This window comes from Streptomyces sp. P13-3-3, from assembly GCF_050571355.1.
GTDB classification, from domain to species: Bacteria; Actinomycetota; Actinomycetes; order Streptomycetales; family Streptomycetaceae; genus Streptomyces; species Streptomyces althioticus.
On the sequence record NZ_CP192228.1, the window covers coordinates 2,913,348 to 2,930,642 of the forward strand.

General features: G+C 74.4%; 18 protein-coding genes and 1 pseudogene. 7 read left to right on the top strand and 12 right to left on the bottom strand.

The annotated features are described in order from the left end of the window. Positions 1-11: 11 nt before the first annotated feature. The 8 genes from ACQZOG_RS13250 to ACQZOG_RS13285 form a co-directional block, all read right to left on the bottom strand. Complete coding sequence (locus tag ACQZOG_RS13250) at positions 12-926, bottom strand: ABC transporter permease (RefSeq protein WP_033277956.1); 915 nt, start codon at positions 924-926, stop codon at positions 12-14. Then, the gene (locus ACQZOG_RS13255) at positions 913-1,710 is read right to left on the bottom strand and encodes an ABC transporter ATP-binding protein (RefSeq protein WP_033277957.1); all 798 of its coding nucleotides are present in this window, start codon (positions 1,708-1,710) and stop codon (positions 913-915) included. Before ACQZOG_RS13255 ends, ACQZOG_RS13250 begins: the two co-directional genes overlap by 14 nt. Positions 1,711-1,750: 40 nt before the next feature. Further along, positions 1,751-2,812, bottom strand: a complete 1,062-nt coding sequence (locus ACQZOG_RS13260) for an aliphatic sulfonate ABC transporter substrate-binding protein (RefSeq protein WP_286199760.1) — start codon at positions 2,810-2,812, stop codon at positions 1,751-1,753. Positions 2,813-3,035: 223 nt separating this feature from the next. After that, positions 3,036-3,137, bottom strand: coding sequence for a putative leader peptide (locus ACQZOG_RS13265; RefSeq protein ID WP_315968245.1), 102 nt, complete (start codon positions 3,135-3,137; stop codon positions 3,036-3,038). Positions 3,138-3,283: 146 nt separating this feature from the next. Further along, on the bottom strand, positions 3,284-3,742 hold the full coding sequence (locus ACQZOG_RS13270; RefSeq protein WP_033277959.1) for an RrF2 family transcriptional regulator: 459 nt from the start codon (positions 3,740-3,742) through the stop codon (positions 3,284-3,286). Positions 3,743-3,806: 64 nt separating this feature from the next. After that, positions 3,807-4,589: a sulfite exporter TauE/SafE family protein gene (locus ACQZOG_RS13275; protein WP_033277960.1), complete on the bottom strand. Its 783-nt coding sequence runs from the start codon at positions 4,587-4,589 to the stop codon at positions 3,807-3,809. A gap of 30 nt (positions 4,590-4,619) precedes the next feature. Beyond that, the gene (locus ACQZOG_RS13280) at positions 4,620-5,852 is read right to left on the bottom strand and encodes an acyl-CoA dehydrogenase family protein (protein ID WP_033277961.1); all 1,233 of its coding nucleotides are present in this window, start codon (positions 5,850-5,852) and stop codon (positions 4,620-4,622) included. Between the two features lie 13 nt (positions 5,853-5,865). Next, positions 5,866-6,459 (bottom strand): winged helix-turn-helix domain-containing protein, encoded by a 594-nt coding sequence (locus tag ACQZOG_RS13285; RefSeq protein WP_399571998.1) that lies wholly within the window; start codon positions 6,457-6,459, stop codon positions 5,866-5,868. A 347-nt stretch (positions 6,460-6,806) separates the two neighbouring features. Here ACQZOG_RS13285 and ACQZOG_RS13290 point away from each other — a divergent pair, with 347 nt between their 5' ends. The 4 genes from ACQZOG_RS13290 to ACQZOG_RS13305 all read left to right on the top strand — a co-directional run bounded on the left by ACQZOG_RS13290 (position 6,807) and on the right by ACQZOG_RS13305 (position 9,544). Next, entirely contained in the window at positions 6,807-6,890 is an 84-nt protein-coding gene (locus tag ACQZOG_RS13290; protein WP_352379086.1) for a putative leader peptide, read from the top strand. A 69-nt stretch (positions 6,891-6,959) separates the two neighbouring features. After that, positions 6,960-8,246, top strand: coding sequence for a sulfite oxidase (locus ACQZOG_RS13295; RefSeq protein ID WP_033277963.1), 1,287 nt, complete (start codon positions 6,960-6,962; stop codon positions 8,244-8,246). Between the two features lie 154 nt (positions 8,247-8,400). Then, complete coding sequence (locus tag ACQZOG_RS13300; protein ID WP_354793300.1) at positions 8,401-8,547, top strand: hypothetical protein; 147 nt, start codon at positions 8,401-8,403, stop codon at positions 8,545-8,547. 118 nt (positions 8,548-8,665) lie between these two features. After that, the gene (locus ACQZOG_RS13305; RefSeq protein ID WP_399572001.1) at positions 8,666-9,544 is read left to right on the top strand and encodes a glutathione S-transferase C-terminal domain-containing protein; all 879 of its coding nucleotides are present in this window, start codon (positions 8,666-8,668) and stop codon (positions 9,542-9,544) included. Between the two features lie 20 nt (positions 9,545-9,564). Here the strand turns inward: ACQZOG_RS13305 and ACQZOG_RS13310 are convergent, their stop codons facing one another. After that, on the bottom strand, positions 9,565-10,653 hold the full coding sequence (locus tag ACQZOG_RS13310) for a hypothetical protein (RefSeq protein WP_193456787.1): 1,089 nt from the start codon (positions 10,651-10,653) through the stop codon (positions 9,565-9,567). Beyond that, the gene (locus ACQZOG_RS13315) at positions 10,650-11,450 is read right to left on the bottom strand and encodes a phosphatase PAP2 family protein (protein ID WP_399572005.1); all 801 of its coding nucleotides are present in this window, start codon (positions 11,448-11,450) and stop codon (positions 10,650-10,652) included. The genes ACQZOG_RS13310 and ACQZOG_RS13315 overlap by 4 nt, the downstream gene beginning before the upstream one ends. Positions 11,451-11,670: 220 nt before the next feature. Here ACQZOG_RS13315 and ACQZOG_RS13320 point away from each other — a divergent pair, with 220 nt between their 5' ends. After that, the gene (locus ACQZOG_RS13320; protein WP_058917397.1) at positions 11,671-12,285 is read left to right on the top strand and encodes a TetR/AcrR family transcriptional regulator; all 615 of its coding nucleotides are present in this window, start codon (positions 11,671-11,673) and stop codon (positions 12,283-12,285) included. Positions 12,286-12,439: 154 nt separating this feature from the next. On the opposite strand, the gene ACQZOG_RS13325 is transcribed toward ACQZOG_RS13320, so the two are convergent. Continuing rightward, complete coding sequence (locus ACQZOG_RS13325) at positions 12,440-13,141, bottom strand: hypothetical protein (RefSeq protein ID WP_033278143.1); 702 nt, start codon at positions 13,139-13,141, stop codon at positions 12,440-12,442. Positions 13,142-13,486: 345 nt separating this feature from the next. Between ACQZOG_RS13325 and ACQZOG_RS13330 the strand changes: the two genes are divergently transcribed. After that, positions 13,487-13,936 (top strand): hypothetical protein, encoded by a 450-nt coding sequence (locus tag ACQZOG_RS13330; RefSeq protein WP_380829201.1) that lies wholly within the window; start codon positions 13,487-13,489, stop codon positions 13,934-13,936. A 285-nt stretch (positions 13,937-14,221) separates the two neighbouring features. On the opposite strand, the pseudogene ACQZOG_RS13335 reads toward ACQZOG_RS13330, so the two are convergent. Beyond that, positions 14,222-14,338: pseudogene (locus ACQZOG_RS13335) on the bottom strand (DUF2510 domain-containing protein); the annotation flags it as partial. A 274-nt stretch (positions 14,339-14,612) separates the two neighbouring features. On the opposite strand from ACQZOG_RS13335, the gene ACQZOG_RS13340 reads away from it, so the two are divergent. After that, the gene (locus tag ACQZOG_RS13340; protein ID WP_430741514.1) at positions 14,613-17,291 is read left to right on the top strand and encodes an ATP-binding protein; all 2,679 of its coding nucleotides are present in this window, start codon (positions 14,613-14,615) and stop codon (positions 17,289-17,291) included. Positions 17,292-17,295 lie beyond the last annotated feature (4 nt).

Consider the following 17,295-nt stretch of genomic DNA (forward strand, 5'->3'; position numbering starts at 1 on the left):
AGCGGGCGGGGTCAGCGGCTGACGAGCAGACCCCGCCCGCGCAGCACGCGCCGCTCCAGCGGGCTGAAGATCAGCAGGTCGATGGCGATGCCGACGCACAGGATCAGCAGGATCGCCAGGAACACCTGCGGCATGCTGCTGTTGTTGCGGCCGTTCTCCAGCAACTGGCCGAGGCCGACACCGAGATCCGGCGAGGAGGCGATGATCTCGGCGGCCATCAGCGAGCGCCAGGAGAACGCCCAGCCCTGCTTGAGACCGGCCACGTAGCCGGGGAGCGCGGCGGGCATCACGATGTACCGCGCGCCGCGCAGCCCGGTCGCGCCCAGGGTGCGCCCGGCGCGCAGGAACAGCGGCGGGATCTGGTCGATGCCCGCCACCAGGCCGTTGGCGATGGACGGCACCGCGCCGAGCAGGATCACCGCGAACATCATCGAGTCGTTCAGACCCAGCCAGATCACGGCCGGCGGCACCCAGGCGACCGACGGCAGCGACTGCAGGCCCGACAGGATCGGGCCGATGGCCGCCCGGACGAAGGACACCCGCGCCACCAGGAGCCCGAGCGGGGTGCCGATGACGAGCGCCAGCAGGAAGCCGAGCAGACCGCGTGAGACGGACGTCCAGATGTAGTCGAGCAGCGTGCCCTGAAGCCAGGCCGCACGCACCTCGCCCCACACGTCGGACGGGGAGGCGAGCTTGTACGGGGGCGCGACCTCCGCCCACACCAGGATCTGCCACACCACCAGCACCAGGGCGACGGCGGTGACCGGCGGCAGCACCTTGCGCAGGAGCGTCTGGCTCAGCGGGGTGCGGACCGTCTGCGTCGAGTCGAGCGCGTCGAGGCCTGCTTCGAGACCGGCGAGGTCGTCCGGGTCCTGGGGCGCGGTGGTCCTCCCCGTGGCGTCGGCGGCTTTCTCAGTGCTGGCCATGACGGCGGATCTCCCCACGCAGTTCTTCGGTGATCTCGGCGGACAGCTCCGCGACGGCGGAGTCCTCGAGACGGCGCGGCTGCGGCAGGCCGACCGTCCACTGCCGGGCGATGCGGCCCGGCCGCGACGACAGCAGGACGACGCGCTGCGCGAGCCGCACCGCCTCGCGCACGTTGTGCGTCACGAACAGCACCGACAGGCCCGTCTCGCGCCAGATGCGGGTGAGTTCGTCGTGCAGCACGTCCCGGGTGATGGCGTCGAGCGCGGCGAACGGCTCGTCCATCAGCAGCAGCCGGCTGTCCTGGGCGAGGGCGCGGGCCAGGGCGACGCGCTGGCGCATGCCGCCGGACAGCTCGTGCACCCGCTTGCCGTGCGCGTCCTTCAGCCGCACGAGCTCCAGCAGCCGCTCCGCCTCCTGACGGCGCTCCGGCTTGCCGACTCCGCGCAGTTTCAGGGCGAGTTCGATGTTCTTGCCCGCGGTGAGCCACGGGAACAGGGCGTGCTCCTGGAACATCAGGGCGGGCCGGCCGTCGGTGCCGACGGTGCCGGCGGACGGCCGGTCGAGCCCGGCGACCAGGTTGAGCAGGGTGGACTTGCCGCACCCCGAGGCGCCCAGGAGGGTGACGAACTCGCCGGGCGCGACATCGAGGGTGATGTCGTCCAGCACGAGCTGCCGTCCGCCCGGGGCGCCCGGAGCGGGAAAGGACTTCGAGACGTGCTCGACCCGTGCGGCGTACTCCGCCGTCGTGGTGTCCTCGGCCGTCCCGGCCATCGTCGTGGCCATGGTCGTCACCTCCTGGCTTCTCGTCGGGGTGCGGGCGTGGTCAGCGGACGCCGAGACCGGCGTCGTCGACCGTCGGCCTGCCCTCGGCCTCGAGGACCTTGTTGAGCGGCTCGAGGTCGTAGATGCCCTTCAGGTTGGGCTTCTCCAGCAGGCCGGCCGACACCGCGTGCGAGGCCTGGGCGTCGAGGGTGGAGGCCAGCGGGTCGTCGAGGAAGGTGATGGACTCCCACGCGGGGTTGAGGACCTCCTCCGGCAGGGCCTTGCCGGACAGCTTCTCCAGCGCCTTGTTCGCGGACGCCTTGGCCTCGTCCGGGTTGGCGTTGATCCACGCGTTGGTCTTCACCGAGCCGCGTAGGACGGCCTCGACGACGTCCGGGTGCTCCTCGAGGAACGTCTGCGACACGATGATGTTGGTGATCACGAACTGCTTGTCCGGCCAGATCTCGGATTCGTCGAGCAGCACTTTCGCGCCGTCCGCGACCAGCTTGGAGGCGGTGGGCTCGGGCACCCAGGCGCCGTCGACGGAGCCGGACTTGTAGGCGTCCGGGGTGATCTTGTTCTCGGTGCGCACCACGGACACGTCGCCCTTGCCGCTCTGGGCGTCGACCTTCCAGCCCTTCTCGGCGATCCAGTGCAGGAAGGCCACGTCCTGGGTGTTGCCGAGCTGCGGAGTGGCGATCTTCTTGCCCTTGAGGTCGTCCAGTGTCTTGATCTTGTCGGGGTTCACCACGAGCTTGACGCCGCCGGAGGCCGAACCGCTGATGATGCGCAGGTTCTTGCCGGCGGACTTGGTGTAGCCGTTGATGGACGGGGAGGGGCCGATCCAGCCGATGTCGATGGAACCGGCGTTGAGTGCCTCGATCTCGGAAGGACCGGCGTTGAACGTCGACGGCTTGATCCTGGTGCCGCCCAGCTCCTTCTGGAGCAGGCCCTCCTGCACGCCGACCAGGGCGGTGGCGTGGGTGAGGTTGGGGAAGTAGCCGATCTTCACCTCCGAGGCGGACAGCTTCTTCGCGTCCGCCGCGACCTCCGCCTGCGGGGCGTCGTCCTCGGCGTCGGAACCGTAGCCGCAGGCGGTGAGCAGGAGCGGAAGGGCCGCCATGGCGGCGACGGTGCGCAGGATGGTGAGCGGTCGTGCGGCAGACACGGAGGTGTCCTCTCGGGAAAGCGCGGTCCGGGACGGGACCGGCGTACGGGTGTGGCTCAGGGGCGCGCGGCCGTCGGGCCTGCCTCACGAGGGGAGGCGGCCGCGGCTTCGCGTGCGGTGCGGGGAGCGAACGGGCTCGGGGGCGTCGCCGGCCGCGCGGTGCGGTTCCGGCGGGGCCTCAGGCCGGCCGACAGATGGCGCTGGACGTGCGGCCGAAGTCGATGTGGCGGCGCGAGGTCAGCAGGAGGCGTGCGGCGACGTCGTACGGACGTGCGGTCATGGCCACCCCCTGTGGATCGATCCCTAGTTTTCCTACCTGGCTGCTAGGGATCGTGGCAGAAAGCAGCCCCTACCCCAAGAGGCAGCTCATATGATGGACGCCGGTCGCTCACATGGTGAGAAACGCCTGGTCGGCGGCGACGGGGGTCAGGGATTCACCCAGGCCTTCGGGGCGTCCGCCAACGCGGCCACCCCGGCCGGGAGCCGGGACGACGCCACGTCGGCGAGGGACACGCCCTCCAGGATCTGGCGCACGTTCGACCGCAGCGCGATCCACAGCGGCAGCAGCGACTCGGCCGGACCGGAGTAGGACAGCTCGGGCGGACGGACGCCGCGCACCGAGACCAGCGGGCCCTCCACGACGCGGATGACGTCGGCGATGCTGATCGCGTCGGCGGGCTTCGCCAGCCGGTATCCGCCGTTCCCGCCGCGCTGGCTCACCACGAGCCCGCCCCGGCGCATGTCGTTGAGGATGCTCTCCAGGAACTTGTGCGGGATGTCCTGCGCGTCGGCGATCGCCTCGGCCTTGAGCGGCCCGTCGTCCCCGGACGACGCGAGTTGCAGCGCGGCGCGTACCGCGTAGTCCGCCCTGGCTGAGATCCGCATGCGGTCATTATCCCGTACGGTCCGCGCCGCCCTCCACCCGCGGTCGACGGCGTGCGGTCGCGGGTCAGCCCAGCGCCTGCACGGCGTAGAGGAGGCCCACCGCGGTGGCCAGGATGCCCAGCAGCAGACGCAGCCCGGTCTCCGGGAGGCGTGGCTGGAGCCGCGCCCCGAGATACCCGCCGATCAGCCCGCCCAGTCCGCAGGCCAGCCCCAGGTACCAGTCCGGGGCCACGTCTCCGGTGCCCGTCAGGGACAGCAGAGCGAAGGCGCCCGCGCCGGCCACGGAGGTGACGAACGTCGAGGCCAGCGCCGCCGGGGCCACCCGGGCGACGGACATGCCCCGCCCGACCAGCAGCGGCCCGAGCAGCGAGCCCCCGCCGATGCCGTAGACGCCGCCGACGACGCCGACCGCCAGGGCCAGCCCGGTCACGGCGCGCGGTGACGGCTCGGCGTCCCCGGCACCCCGGGCGGGCCTCACCGTGCGCCGGATCAGCCACAGTCCGAGCGGCACCAGCAGCACGGCGGTCAGCAGCCGGAAGACGGTGGCGCCCGGGACGGCGAACACCCGCACGGCCGCGCCCACGACCACTCCGGGCAGGGTGCCGCTCACCAGACGGCGGGTCAGCGGGTCGCGCGGCAGGCCCGCGCGGTGGTGCCGCAGCAGCGCGCCGGGCCCGGCCACCACGTTGAACAGCAGGTTCGTCGGCGTGACCGCCGGGCTCGGCACCCCGAGGACGCTGAGCTGCACCGGCAGCAGGAACACCGCGCCGGACACCCCGGCGGGCGTGGTCACCACCGAGATGACCAGGCCCGCTGCCAGTCCGGCGAGTCCGGTGGACCAGGTCACGGCACGTCCTAGGAGAAAGGTCCCGAGGGGTCAGGCGGGCAGCACGAACGGGGGGTGGGCGCCGTTGAGGAAGTAGTCCCCGACGTCACGCAGCCGGTGCGCGACGGGCTCGTACAGGGTATGTGTCCGGGCGTTGCGCCAGAAGCGGTCGAAGCCGAGCCGCGCGGACGCCGAGCGCGGGCCGACGATGTCGAGCGCCCGGGTCGCGGACTCCTGCGCCGCCCGGGAGGCCGCCGTCTCGGCCATGGACACCAGCGCGGACACGTCCGCGTACTCGTCGTACGTCAGGTCCTCGCCGCGCTCCAGCCCTCGCCGTACGGCGTCCAGGGCCTGGTCGCACAGCGCGGACGCGGACCGGGCGAGCACCGTCAGCTCGCCGTACGCGGTGAGCGTCTGCGGGTCGTCGGGCGCGCCGGCGGACGGGACGGGCGACCACGGGCGGTGCCCGGCCCTGCTGTACTCGCGCACCTCGGCCAGCACCCCCTCGGCCATGCCGAGCAGCAGCTGTACGGAGAACAGCCGGCCCACCGGCGCGGCCAGGGCGGCCCGGGGGACCAGGTGGTCGTCGTCCGCGGACAGTGAGCCCAGGACGTCGTCGGCGTCCACCGGCACGTCGTCGAACTCCACGCTGCCGCCGCCCGCGAGCCGCAGCCCGAAGGTGTCGCCCGCCGCGTCGACCACCACGCCCCTGCGGGCCGGGTCCACCACGACGGCCAGGGGCTCGCCGGTGTCCTCGCGTACCGCCCGCACGGCGAGCCGGTCGGCCACCAGGACGCCCGCCGGGTAGCTCTGGCGGCCGCCGAGCACCGGGCCACGGGAGGTGCGGGAGAGCGTCAGCGGCGGGTCCTGCGGGGCGAACCCGCCACCCCAGCACCACTGTCCGGCCGCCGAGCGCTCCACGGTCCGCAGGGCCGTCCCGGGATCGGCGAAGAACCGGGCGCTCCACGAGAGGAAGTAGTGGGAGCCGAGGAGCTGGCCTATGGCGCCGTCGGCCGTGGAGATCTCCCGCACCACCGCGTACGCCGTGTCCCAGTCCGCGCCCGCGCCGTTCGGTCCGGCCGGGGTGAGCAGGGTCAGCAGCCCCGCCTCGCGCAGCCGGGACACCTCGTCGACGGGGGCCTTGCCGGCCTGTTCCCGGACGACGGTGTCCGTGGCCAGGTCGTCCGCCGCCTCGCGGGCCACGCGCAGCCAGTGCGCCCGGCCGTGCGCGACGGGTTCGGCCGGGGGTGCGGGGCGGGCCGGCGCGGCGGCGGCAGGGCACATGGCGGTGCTCTCCTCAGGATCGGCCGCAGGGCGCGGCGTGGGGGGTGTCCTGCTGATCGGGGACGTACTTGTAGCCGATGGACCGGACGGTCACGATGCGGTGGCGGTGGGCGGCGCCCAGCTTGCGGCGCAGGCGTGCGACGTGGACGTCGACCGTGCGGCCGTCGCCGACGTGGTGGTAACCCCAGACGGCCGCCACCAGCGTCTCGCGCGACTGCACGAGGTGCGGCCGCCGCACCAGATGCGCCAGCAGCTCGAACTCCAGGTACGTCAGGTCCAGTTCGCGCCCGTCGACCTCGGCGGTGCGGCGCGCGGTGTCGATCCGGACGGCGTCGTCCGCCGGTAGCCGCACGGGCGGCGCGGTCACCCCGGCCGTCACGTCCGCGGTCGTGTCGGCGGCCACCAGGCGGAACTCGGGCCGCGGCCGGTCCTTCACGAACAGGTCCAGGGGATCGGTGCCCTGGGGGACCAGCAGGAGGTAGCCGACGAGCGGCGGGGAAGCGGGGTCCTCCGCGTCGTGCCGCACCCCGTCGGCCACCAGGTGGAGGTGGCGTGCGTCGGGCAGCGGACGGTGCGAGGCGGTCGGGTGCGGCAGTGCCGTGGTCATGGCGTCAGTCCCTCGGGAAAGGTGTGGGGTCCCGGCGGACGCGGGGGTGGTGCGTGGAAGCCGGGAAGGGGGCCGGAGTGCGCGGCCGGCGTGCGAGCCGTGCGTTCAGGCGCGACAGCAGGCGGCGCTGACGACGTGACCGAAGTCGACATGCCGACGACGTACGAGTCGCTGCTGCACAGGGGACATGTCCCTCATGCTGCGCACCCCCCGTGAACACCGTCAAGCTTTTCCTAGTAAGTCTGTAGGAAAAGGGGGGAACGTCTCACATGCTGAACATGCGGCGCCGGTCGGCGGGACCTGACGACGCGTTGACACCTCCGAAAGGCGCGTGCTTGCATCCCGCCATGCCGCCGCTGGAGCCCCTGACGCGCCGCCGTGCCGTGGACCTCGTCCGCGTGGCCGCGGCGCTCTGTCGTCCCACGGACTGAACACCGCACCCCCTCCCGGCCCGCCGGGCACCCTCCCGCTCCACCCCTCCGACGACGAGGACCGCCGTCATGCCTTCATCCGCCGTGCCCTCACCCCGCCCCGACGAGACCGCCTACGACCGGCACCGGCTGCGCCAGTGGCTGGCCGGCGAGGCCAGGGCGGACGGCGTGAGCCGCCGCCGTCTGCTCACCCTGCTCGCCGGGGTCGGAGCCGCCGGCGCGCTGCCCCTGTCCGTGCCCGTTCCCGCCCGCGCCGCCGACGGCGACACCGTCGTCAAGCCGCTGCCGCCCGAGAAGTTCGTGCGCCACGGAACCAACGCCGAGACCCGCTGGGAGGCCCTGCGCGGCACCGGTCACCACACGCCGAACGACCTGTTCTTCGTCCGCAACCACACCGCCACCCCGCGCATCGACGCGGACGACTGGCGGCTGCGGCTGTGGGGGAGCGGCCTGCGCGGCGGGCCCGCCGAGGACAGGCCCGTCGAGTTCGGCCACGACGACCTGCGCCGGCTGCCGTCCGTCACCCGCACCGCGTTCGTCGAGTGCGCGGGCAACGGACGCAGTGGTTACGCCACCCGGCAGGGCGAGACGGTCTCCGGCACGCCCTGGGGGCTCGGCGCGATCGGAGTGGCGCGCTGGCGCGGCGTCCCCCTGTCCACCGTGCTGCGCCGGGCGGGCCTGTCCCCGTACGCCGTCGACGTGCAGCCGCGCGGCCTGGACGCCGAGTACGTCAGCGGCGGGGAGAGCCTCGGCCGGGTGCGCCGGCCGCTGCCGCTGTCCAAGGCGCTGCACGACGTCGTGCTCGCCTACGAGATGAACGGCGAACCGCTCCCGCCCGACCACGGCCACCCGGTGCGGGTGCTGGTGCCCTCCTGGGTGGGCATCGCGTCGGTCAAGTGGGTCGGCGACATCGAGGTGTCCGCGCAGCCGCTGTTCTCGCCGTGGAACACCGCCCTCTACCGGCTGTTCGGGCCCGCGCACCCCGAGGGCGGCAGCGCGCCGCTGACCCGTCAGACCCTCAAGAGCGCCTTCGAGCTGGCGAGCGGCGCCGTCTTCCGGGTCGGCCACGGGCACGTGCTGACGGGCCGTTCGTGGTCGGGCGCGGGCCCCGTCGCCCGGGTCGACGTCAGCACCGACGGCGGGGCGAGCTGGCGCCCGGCCCGGCTGCTGGAACGGCCGCGTCCCGACACGTGGACCCGGTGGTCCGTCACCTGGAAGCCCCGCACCCGGGGCACGACCCGCCTGCTGGCCCGCGCCACCGACACGGCGGGCCGCACCCAGCCGGACGTCTCGCTGTACAACACGCAGGGATATCTGTTCGACGCCGTGGTCCCGCACGAGGTGACGGTGGTCTGACCAGGGCGGACCGTCCCCCCCGGGGCAACGGCCCCCGCGCCGCCGTTCTCGCTTGGTGAGACGCTCCGGTGCGGGGGCCGTCGGCCTCTTGACGCGGGCGGAGTCTGCCTCGAGACTCCTGTACGGGAATCCTAGTGAATCGGTAGGGAACGCGATGGGCCGTGCAGCTCCTGACCTCGGCGGGGACACCGTGCGTGTCGCCCTCGGTCAGCTGCCCCTGCTGACGTCCCGGCTCCACATCGACCTCGCGCGCGTGTGCAGCGCGGCGGGCTCCCCGGACGACGCCCCCACGCGCCTCTGACATTCCTTTTTTTCTCTCACCCTTTCCGTCCCCGACACCGCATCCCGGCCGGGCCCGACGGCCCCCGCGTGCGCCATGCCACGCCCGTACGCCCGTCACCGAGCACCCTGGGAGACGCATGTCCGCCTCATCCCCGACCGTCGCCGTGCCGCCGTTCCGGGGCAGGATCGGCGACGACCCGCGCAGCGGGTACTACGCCGCACCCCACCGCTACCGCCTCCACCTGTCGCTCACCTGCCCGCACTGTCTGCAGATCGCGGTCACCCACAGCCTCCTCGGCCTCGGGGACGTCCTCCCCGTGACGTTGCTGCCCGCCGTGCCCGACGCCCCTGACGGCGGACACCGGGCCCTGCGCCCGCTGTACGAGGCGAGCGCGCACCTCCATCCGGGCCCCGCCCTCGCGCCGGTCCTGCACGACAACTGGACCGGGACCGTCGTCAGCACCCACGCCCCGGACATCGTCCGTGACCTGGCCCGGCGGTTCGGCGGACACGGGTCCTGTCTGCTCCCGCCCGACGCCGACGAGGCGCACGCCGCCGTCGAGCGGCTCTGCGAGCAGGGCGTCAACGCGACCGCCCAGCGGGCCGGGCTGCACGGCGGCGACCGCGCGGAACGCGACACCGCCCTCGCCGCACTGCTCCGCGCCCTGGACGTGCTGGAACTCCGGCTCGCCTCCCAGGAGTACGTCCTGGGCGACGAACTCACCCTCGCCGACGTGCGGTTGTGGGTCACGCTGGTACAGCTGGACACCGTGCACCGCCACCACCTGGACGCCTCGGCGGTGCACCGCATCACCGAACACCCGCGGCTGTGGGCCTACGCCCGGCGCCTCACCGCGCACCCCGCCTTCGGCGCGCACCTCGACCTGGACGGCATCGCCCGCCGGCACCACGCCCACTGCCGGGGCACGGAGGCGGCGGGCGCGGCGGTGCCGATCATGGACTGGCAGGCGTACGTCGACCGGAGAGCGCCGGAACCGACCCGCCGCTCGGTCTGACGCCGGACGACGCGCGAGGTTCAGGCGGCCCGGCGCTCCCCGGCCCTGCGTCCGGGACACCGGTGCCGCCTCCGCGGCCGCCCCGGCGGTCTCCGGGTGGGGTGGGGTCCCGGGCCGTCCTGGGCGCGAGCGGAGGGGAGGGCGACCGGGCCCGGCGCGTACGGTTCCGCGACCGACGAGGGCGTCCACCGCGCGAAGCCGGACGTGCCCGTGCTCGCCGGAACCAGTGCGTCCACCGCTGCCGGGGACCTGTCCGGCTCGCCCGGAGCCTCCGCCGGACCGGTGGACGTCCCTTCGGCGGCCCGTGACAGCAGGGCCACCCCCCATGCCGCGAGGCCGGCGCCCGACAGACCGAACACCACGCCGGGCGCGCCGCCCCGGAGGTGTTCGCCGAGCAGACCCAGGCCGATCACCGCCGCCGCCAGCGGGTTGGCGAGCGTGACCATCGCCAAGGGGGCCCCGAGGCCGCCCCGGTACGCGGTCTGCGCCAGGAGGAGGCCGCCGGCGGAGAAGGCGGCGACCAGCAGCGCCACCCCGATCACGCGCACGTCGAGCAGGGGGCCGGTGCGGTCCGTCACCGCGACCGTCACCGTCTGGGTCAGCGCGGACGCGACTCCCGACGCGATGCCCGACGCCGTCGCGTGACGCAGACCGGGACGGCTGCCGGGCCAGGACAGCAGGCCGATCAGCGACGCCGTGCCGCCCGCGACGGCCAGCGCCTCCGGCACACTCAGCACGTCGTCCGGCGCCGGTCCGGACGCCGTGGCGAGGAGCGCCGCCAGACCGGCCAGGGTCAGAGCCGTGCCCCGCCACTCCACCGCGCTCACCGGCCGCCCCGCCATCCGCGCCCCCAGCGGCACCGCGGCCACCAGGGTGAGCGCGCCCAGCGGCTGGACCACCGTCAGCGGACCGTACTTCAGCGCCACGACGTGCAGCAGCGCGGCCGCCGCGTTCAGGGCGACCGCGCCCCACCAGGCGCCGCTGCCCAGCAGCCGCAGCGCCCCGGCGCCGGAGCCGCGGGTGGCCAGCCGCGCCTGTGTCACGGCGGCGAAGGCGTACGCGACGGCCGAGACCAGGGAGAGCAGGACCGCCGTCAGCAGGGCGCTCATCGGCCCGCTCCCACGAGTGCGCCCGGACGCCGGGGACGGGGGACCCGTGTCGACGCGGGGGCCTGACGCGGTCGGCGCACCACCGCGAGCGCGAGACCGAGCAGGGCCGCCGCCGCGAACGCGTCCAGCCAGAAGTGGTTCGCCGTACCGACGATCACCAGCAGGGTCACCAGCGGATGCAGCAGCCACAGCCACCGCCATGCCGTCCGGGTCACGGCGATCAGGCCGATCGCCACCATCAGCGCCCAGCCGAAGTGCAGCGACGGCATCGCCGCGAACTGGTTCGACAACTGGTCGGCGTCGGGCGGCCCGTACACCGACGGCCCGTACAGCCGCGCCGTGTCCACCAGTCCCGTCGTCGGGAGCAGCCGGGGCGGGGCCAGCGGGTACGTCAGATGAAGCACCAGCGCGGCCGCGGTGACCGCCGCCAGCGCGCGCCGGGCCCACACGTAGTGGCCGGGGCGGCGCAGGTACAGCCAGACCAGGAAGGCCGCGGTGGCGGGGAAGTGGACGGCCGCGTAGTAGGTGTTGGCGAGCTGGACGAGCGTGTCGCCGTGCAGCAGCGAGGACTGCACCGCGCTCTCCCCGGGGAGGTGCAGCGCCCGCTCCAGGTTCCAGACCTCATGACCGTTGCGGTACGCCTCGGCCGTGTGGCCGGCCGCGAGCTGCCGGCCCAGCTTGTAGACGAGGAACAGGCCCGCCACCAGCAGCAGTTCGCGCAGCAGCGGCGGCCGGTCGTGGGTGCGGGGTCCCGGTGGTACGGGTCCGGGTTCCTCGGACTCCTCGCGCGCGTGCATGCCCCCGGTCCCTTCGCTGACGGTGGTGCGTGTCGTGATGCGGGCGGAGCTGCTGACTCGGGGACCGGGTCCAGCTCATCGGTGCGGACCATGATCGATACGCGAACGTACCGATACGGAGCCGTACCGATACGTCAGTGTACCGATACGCTCGCGTACCGGTACACTCGAGTACCGATTGCGTACGACACACTCCGCCGAGGGAGAGGGAGCCGAACCGATGACGTCGCAGGACGCGGACCGACCGGGACCGGCCGGTGCCTCGCGCCGCTCGAAGATCACGCCTGAGCGGGAGCGGGAGTTCTTCGACGCCGTCCTGGAGCAGATCCGGACGTGCGGGTACGACGCCGTCACCATGGAGGGTGTCGCCGCCAGCACGCGGTGCAGCAAGTCCACCCTCTACCGGCAGTGGCGGACCAAGCCGCAGTTCGTCGCCGCCGCCCTCCGGTCGAGCGCGCGGGCAAGGTTCGCGCTCATCGACACCGGCACCCTCGCGGGGGACCTGCGGGAGGCCGCGCGCTGCGCGGGGGAGTGGTCACCGAAGGACGCGACGCTGTTCCAGGCGCTCGGGCACGCGGTCCTCCAGGACCGGGAACTGGCGGAGGCTTTGCGGGAGGCGCTGATCGACCCGGAGATCGCCGCGCTGAACGAGATCCTGCGGCGGGGCGTGGAGCGCGGGGAGGTGTCCGCGGACAACCCGGCGCTGGAGTACATCCCGGCGCAGATCTTCGGGGTGCTGCGGGTCAGGCCCGTGCTCGAGGGGCGCAACGCGGACCCGGACTACGTGCTCCGCTTCGTCGAGGCGGCGGTGCTGCCGGCGCTCGGACTGACGTGAGACCCGGGCCCCGCCGGTCATGGGGACGACCGGACGGAGGCCCGACCGCGCCGCACCGTGGGGACGGGGGCGGCGCACCACCCGGCCGGGTGGGGCACCTCTTGAGCGGAGAGGTGCCCCACCCGGCCGTACTACGTCGGGCGCGGGCGGCCCGTCAGACGTCCTGCCCGTTGCCGCGGCCGCCCTCGGCCACCTCGATGCCCTCCGTGATCTCGTCGAGGATCTTCTCCTGCTGGTCGGTGTCCACGCCGAACCGGACGACCACGATCTGGTCCGGGCGGGACGGGGACGGGAACGCGAGGGACTGCACGAAGCCGTCCGACCCCTCCTGCGTCACCGCCTTCCAGCGGACCAGGTACCCCTTCTGCCCGGCCACGGTCACCGCCTTCGACGCCAGCACGTCGTGCGAGGTGATCCGCCCGTACGCCTCGCCTCCGTAGCTCTCCTCGGCGTTCGCCGCGATGTCCGCCTTCGCGACCTCCTCGGCGGTGTCACCGCGCGTGCCGAGCACCACGGCCGGGGCCGAGTACGCGCCGCCCTTGACGCAGGTCTTCGAGGTGTCGCCGGGGCAGTCGTACGACGTCTTCGACGTGAGCGCGGCGCCGACCTGCAACTCCTCGCCGTACCACCCGTCGGGCACGGGCAGACTGATCCCGCTCAGCGGGTCGGTCACGGCGCCGCTCTCGACACGGCGGGGGTCGTCACCGCCGTCGCCGCTGTCGCCGTCGCCCTCGCGATCGGGAGCGTTGTCCTCCGGCGCGCCGGGCTGCTGGGAGGTTGCGGTACGCGGCCCCCCGCCGTCGTCGGTCAGGGCGTACACCCCCACACCGATGCTCGCCAGCACGGCGGCGGCCACGGCGACGGCTATCCCGATCCGCAGCCGACGGCCGCGTGAGGGCGGGGGCGTGGCGGGATGGACGGGGTAACCGGGGTGACCAGGGTGCCCCCCGCCGACGGTCTCCACGGGCCCCCAGCCCCCGCCTTGCCCCACGCCGGGCCCGTACGCGGGAACCATCCCGGGAGCGGCCTGCCCCCCACCGGCCCACCCACCGGCCGCCTGCACCGGGGCACCCTGACGCGCGTCCGCGGGCCCGGCACCGAGCTGCCCCTCGGCCGCCCGACCGGCATCGGCCTGTTCCCCGGCCGCCTGCGTCGGGGCGATTTGACCGGCGCCTCCCTGACTCGCGGTCGCCGGCCCGGCGTGGAGCTGTTCGTCGGCCGCCCGACCGGCATCGGCCTGTTGCCCGGCCGCCTGCGTCGCGTCGCCCTGACTGACCGTCGCCGGTTCCGCAGCAGTCTGGCTGTCGGTCACTCGCGCCGCGTCGGGCCCTTCGGCACCGGCCGGGCTCTCGGCTGCCGGCGCCGCATCCGCCTGACCGGCAGCGGCCTCACCTTCGGTCGCCTGCACCGAGGCGCGGGAGCCCTCGTCCGCCTGGCCGGCGTCGGCGCGCCCGGCGCCCGCCTGCCCAGGGACGGTCAGCCCCGGGGCAGCCTTCTCGGCTCCGACCGCCCGGTCTTCGGCCTCGTGCTTGGCAGCAGTGCCAGTGCCGGCCGGGCTCGGGTCGCCCTGTCCGGCCGCGGCTCGCTCCGTACCGGTCCGCCCCGCAGCGTCCCGCCCCGCGAGGGGCTGCCCCGCGTCGCCCGGCGCTGAGGCAGTTCCTTCCGCGCCGGTCTGCCCGGCAGGGGCGTCGTCCGCACGGGCCTGTCCTGCGGCGGTGCGACCTGCGTCAGATGCCCCCGCGGCACCGGCGCGCCCGGTGCCCGCCTGCCCGGGGAAGGACTGCCCCGCATCCCCCGGCCCCGAGGTCTTTCCCTCCGCACCAGCCCGCCCCGCAAGGGCGTCCTCCGCAGGGGCGTCACCCTCAGGGCGCCGCCCAGGAACCGTTTCCGTCCGCCCCGCGGCAGTACCCGAGTCCGGCTGTGCCGAAGCGGCCGTGTCCGTCCTCCGGATGCGCGCCGTCCAGGCCGTGCCGTCCCACCACCGTTCCGTCGGCGGGCCGTCTTGCTTCTGTCCGGGGTCGGGGTACCACCCGGCGGGAGTCACCTGCGTCATGCCCCCACCGTATGAGGCGTCGGTGAAAGGCGGATGAGAGAGTCCGCGGACGGCGCGGAGAGGCCCTTTACCGGCACGGCCCGTGCCCCGTCAACGGGTCGGAAAGGGCCAGGTGTTGACCGACAGGTCCCTGGTGAGGGGCGGGCCGCGTCGACTCGCGGTACCCGGTGTCACTCGTCACGGCAACACGTGCCGCGACCGGGCTCCGCTCGGCCGGGCGGAGGACTACGCTCGGGTCCGGTACGTCATTCGGGCGACTCGGGGAGGTAGCGGGATGACGGAGGCACGGCCCCCGGCGGCACCCTCGGCCGCCCTGTGGGAGCGCGACGAGGAACTCGCCGCCATCGCGGAGGCCGTCGACGTCCTGTGCGCCGACCGCCACTCGCCCGGCACCCTGCTGGTGCTGCGCGGCGAGGCGGGACTCGGCAAGACCGCCCTGCTCGCCGAGACCCGCCGCATCGCGGAACGGCGTGGCTGCACCGTCTGGTCCGCGCGCGGCGGCGAGACCCTGCGCACCGTGCCGTTCAACGTGGTGCGGCAACTCCTCCAGCCCGCCCTGGTGTCCATGCTGCCGGAGGAGGCCCGCGAGTACCTGGGCGACTGGTACGGCATCGCCGGCCCCGCCCTCGGCATAGCCGACCCGGGCGACGGGCAGGCCGACCCGCAGGGTGTGTGCGAGGGCCTGGTCGCCGCCGTCCGCCGGCTGGCCCGCCGCGACTGGCCGCTGGTGCTGCTCATCGACGACGCCCACTGGGCCGACCAGGAGACCCTGTACTGGCTCGCCGTGTTCGCCGAACGCCTCGCCGACCTGTCGGTGCTGGTCGTCGTCGCCCGCCGCCCCGGCGAGATCACCGGGGTGAGCGCCCGTCACCTGGACGCCGTCGCGGACGCGGCCGGACGCCCCGTCACCAACCTCAGCGCCCTCACCCCCGAGGCGGCGACCGGACTGACCCGGGCCACGCTCGGGGAGAACGCGGACGCCGCGTTCTGCCGCGAGGTGTGGGCCGTCACCGGAGGCAACCCGTACGAGACGGTCGAGCTCCTCGCCAAGGTGCAGGACACCGAGCTGGACCCGGTCGAGGCCCACGCCGGCGAACTGCGCGAGCTGAACCGCTCCGCCCGCGGCGGCGGCCTCGTCGCCCGCCTGGAGGAACTCGGCATAGACGCCACCCGGTTCGCCTGGGCGGCCGCCATCCTCGGCGACGGCATCACCGTCGACCTGGTCGCCCAGCTCGCCACGCTCGGCCCCGACGAGGCGGCCCGCTGCGCCGAACGCCTGCGCGCGGCCCGCATCCTGACGGTGCGCGACCCGGCGTCCGCCGGACCCGCCGAGCTGGAGTTCGTGCACCCGCTGATCGCGACCGCCGTCTACAACTCCATCCCGGACGCCCTGCGCCGCGCCATGCACGGCATCGCGGCCCGTATCGTCACCGACTCCGGGCGCGGGGCCGCCGTGGCCGCCCGCCACCTCCTCGAGGTCCACCCTGACGACGACGAGGAACTCGTCTGGCAGCTGCGCGAGGCCGCCCGCGAACACCTCGCCGTCGGCGCACCGGACGCCGCCCGCCGCTGCCTGGAACGCGCCCTGGAGGAACCGCCCCGCCCCGAGGTGCACGCACACGTCCTCCACGAACTGGGCAGCGCCACCTTCCTCACCGCGCCCGCCCGCACCATCGGCCATCTGCGCACCGCCCTCGGCATGCCCGGCCTGGACGGCGACCGGCGGGTCGACGCCGTGATCCGCCTCTCCCAGGCCCTGCTGCACAACGACCAGATGGAGGAGGCCGTCCGCACGGTCGAGGCGGAGGCCGCCCGGATGCCGCCGGGGCCGACCCGGATGCGGCTCCAGGCCGTGCAGTTCATGTGGGAGGGCGTGCACGCCGGCGAGTCCCTCACCCCCGGCCGCTCCGAACGCCTGGCCGAGCTCGCCGCCACCTGCACCGGCCGCGACAACGCCGAGCGCGCGCTGCTCATCCTGCGCGGCTTCGACGCCATGATGCGCGGCGAGAACGCCGAGGAGATCGCCGAGATCTGCGACCGCGCCCTGGTCAACGGCCGCCTCGCACCCGGCCTCGGCTGGACCGACAACGAGTGGGGCGTCGAACTGTTGCTGATGCTGGCCAGTTCCTACGCCTACACCGACCGCCTCGACCGCGCCGAGGCCCTCTACAGCGAGGCGCTCCAGGCGTACGACACGGCGGGCTGGGGCGGCGGCCACCTCGTCCTCGCCCACGCCTACGTCGGCCTCGCGCACCGCAGGCGCGGCAGGCTGGAGGCGGCGGAGAACTCCCTGCGCGAGTCGCTGCGCCTCGCCGAACGAGTCGGCCGCGGACTGCCGCTGTACTGGACGGCCACCTGCAACCTCGTCGACACGCTCCTGGCTCGCGGCCACGTCGACGAGGCGTGGGCCATGGCCGAACGGCACGGGTTCGCTCCGCCCTACCCGTCGACCGTCGTGCTGCCCGACCCGCGCTCCGTGCGCGGCCGGCTGCTGCTCGCCGTGGGCCGCACCAAGGAGGGCGTCAACGCACTGGAGGCGGCGGAGAAGGCCGCCGCCGCGCGCGGACACCTCAACCCGGTGCACGTCTTCGCCGCCGCCGACCTGGCCCGCGCCCTCGCCACGGAGGACCCCGCCCGGGCGGCCCGGCTCGCCGTCGACGTCCGCCGCCGCGCCGAACGCCTCGGCACCGACACGGCGATAGGAGAGGCGCTCCGGGTGGCGGCCGCCCTGGACACCGGGCAGCGCGCGGTCCGTCTCGCCGGCCAGGCGGTCGCCTACCTGGAGTCCTCGCCCTGCCAGTACGAGCACGCCGCCGCCCGCATCGAGTACGGCGTCCTCGCCCGCTCCGTGCCCGACCTGGAACGGGGAGAGGCGCTGGCCCGCTCGTGCGGCGCGGACGGCCTGGTGGAACGCGCCCGCGCCGAACTGGCCACGGGAGTCGGACGCCGTTGACCGC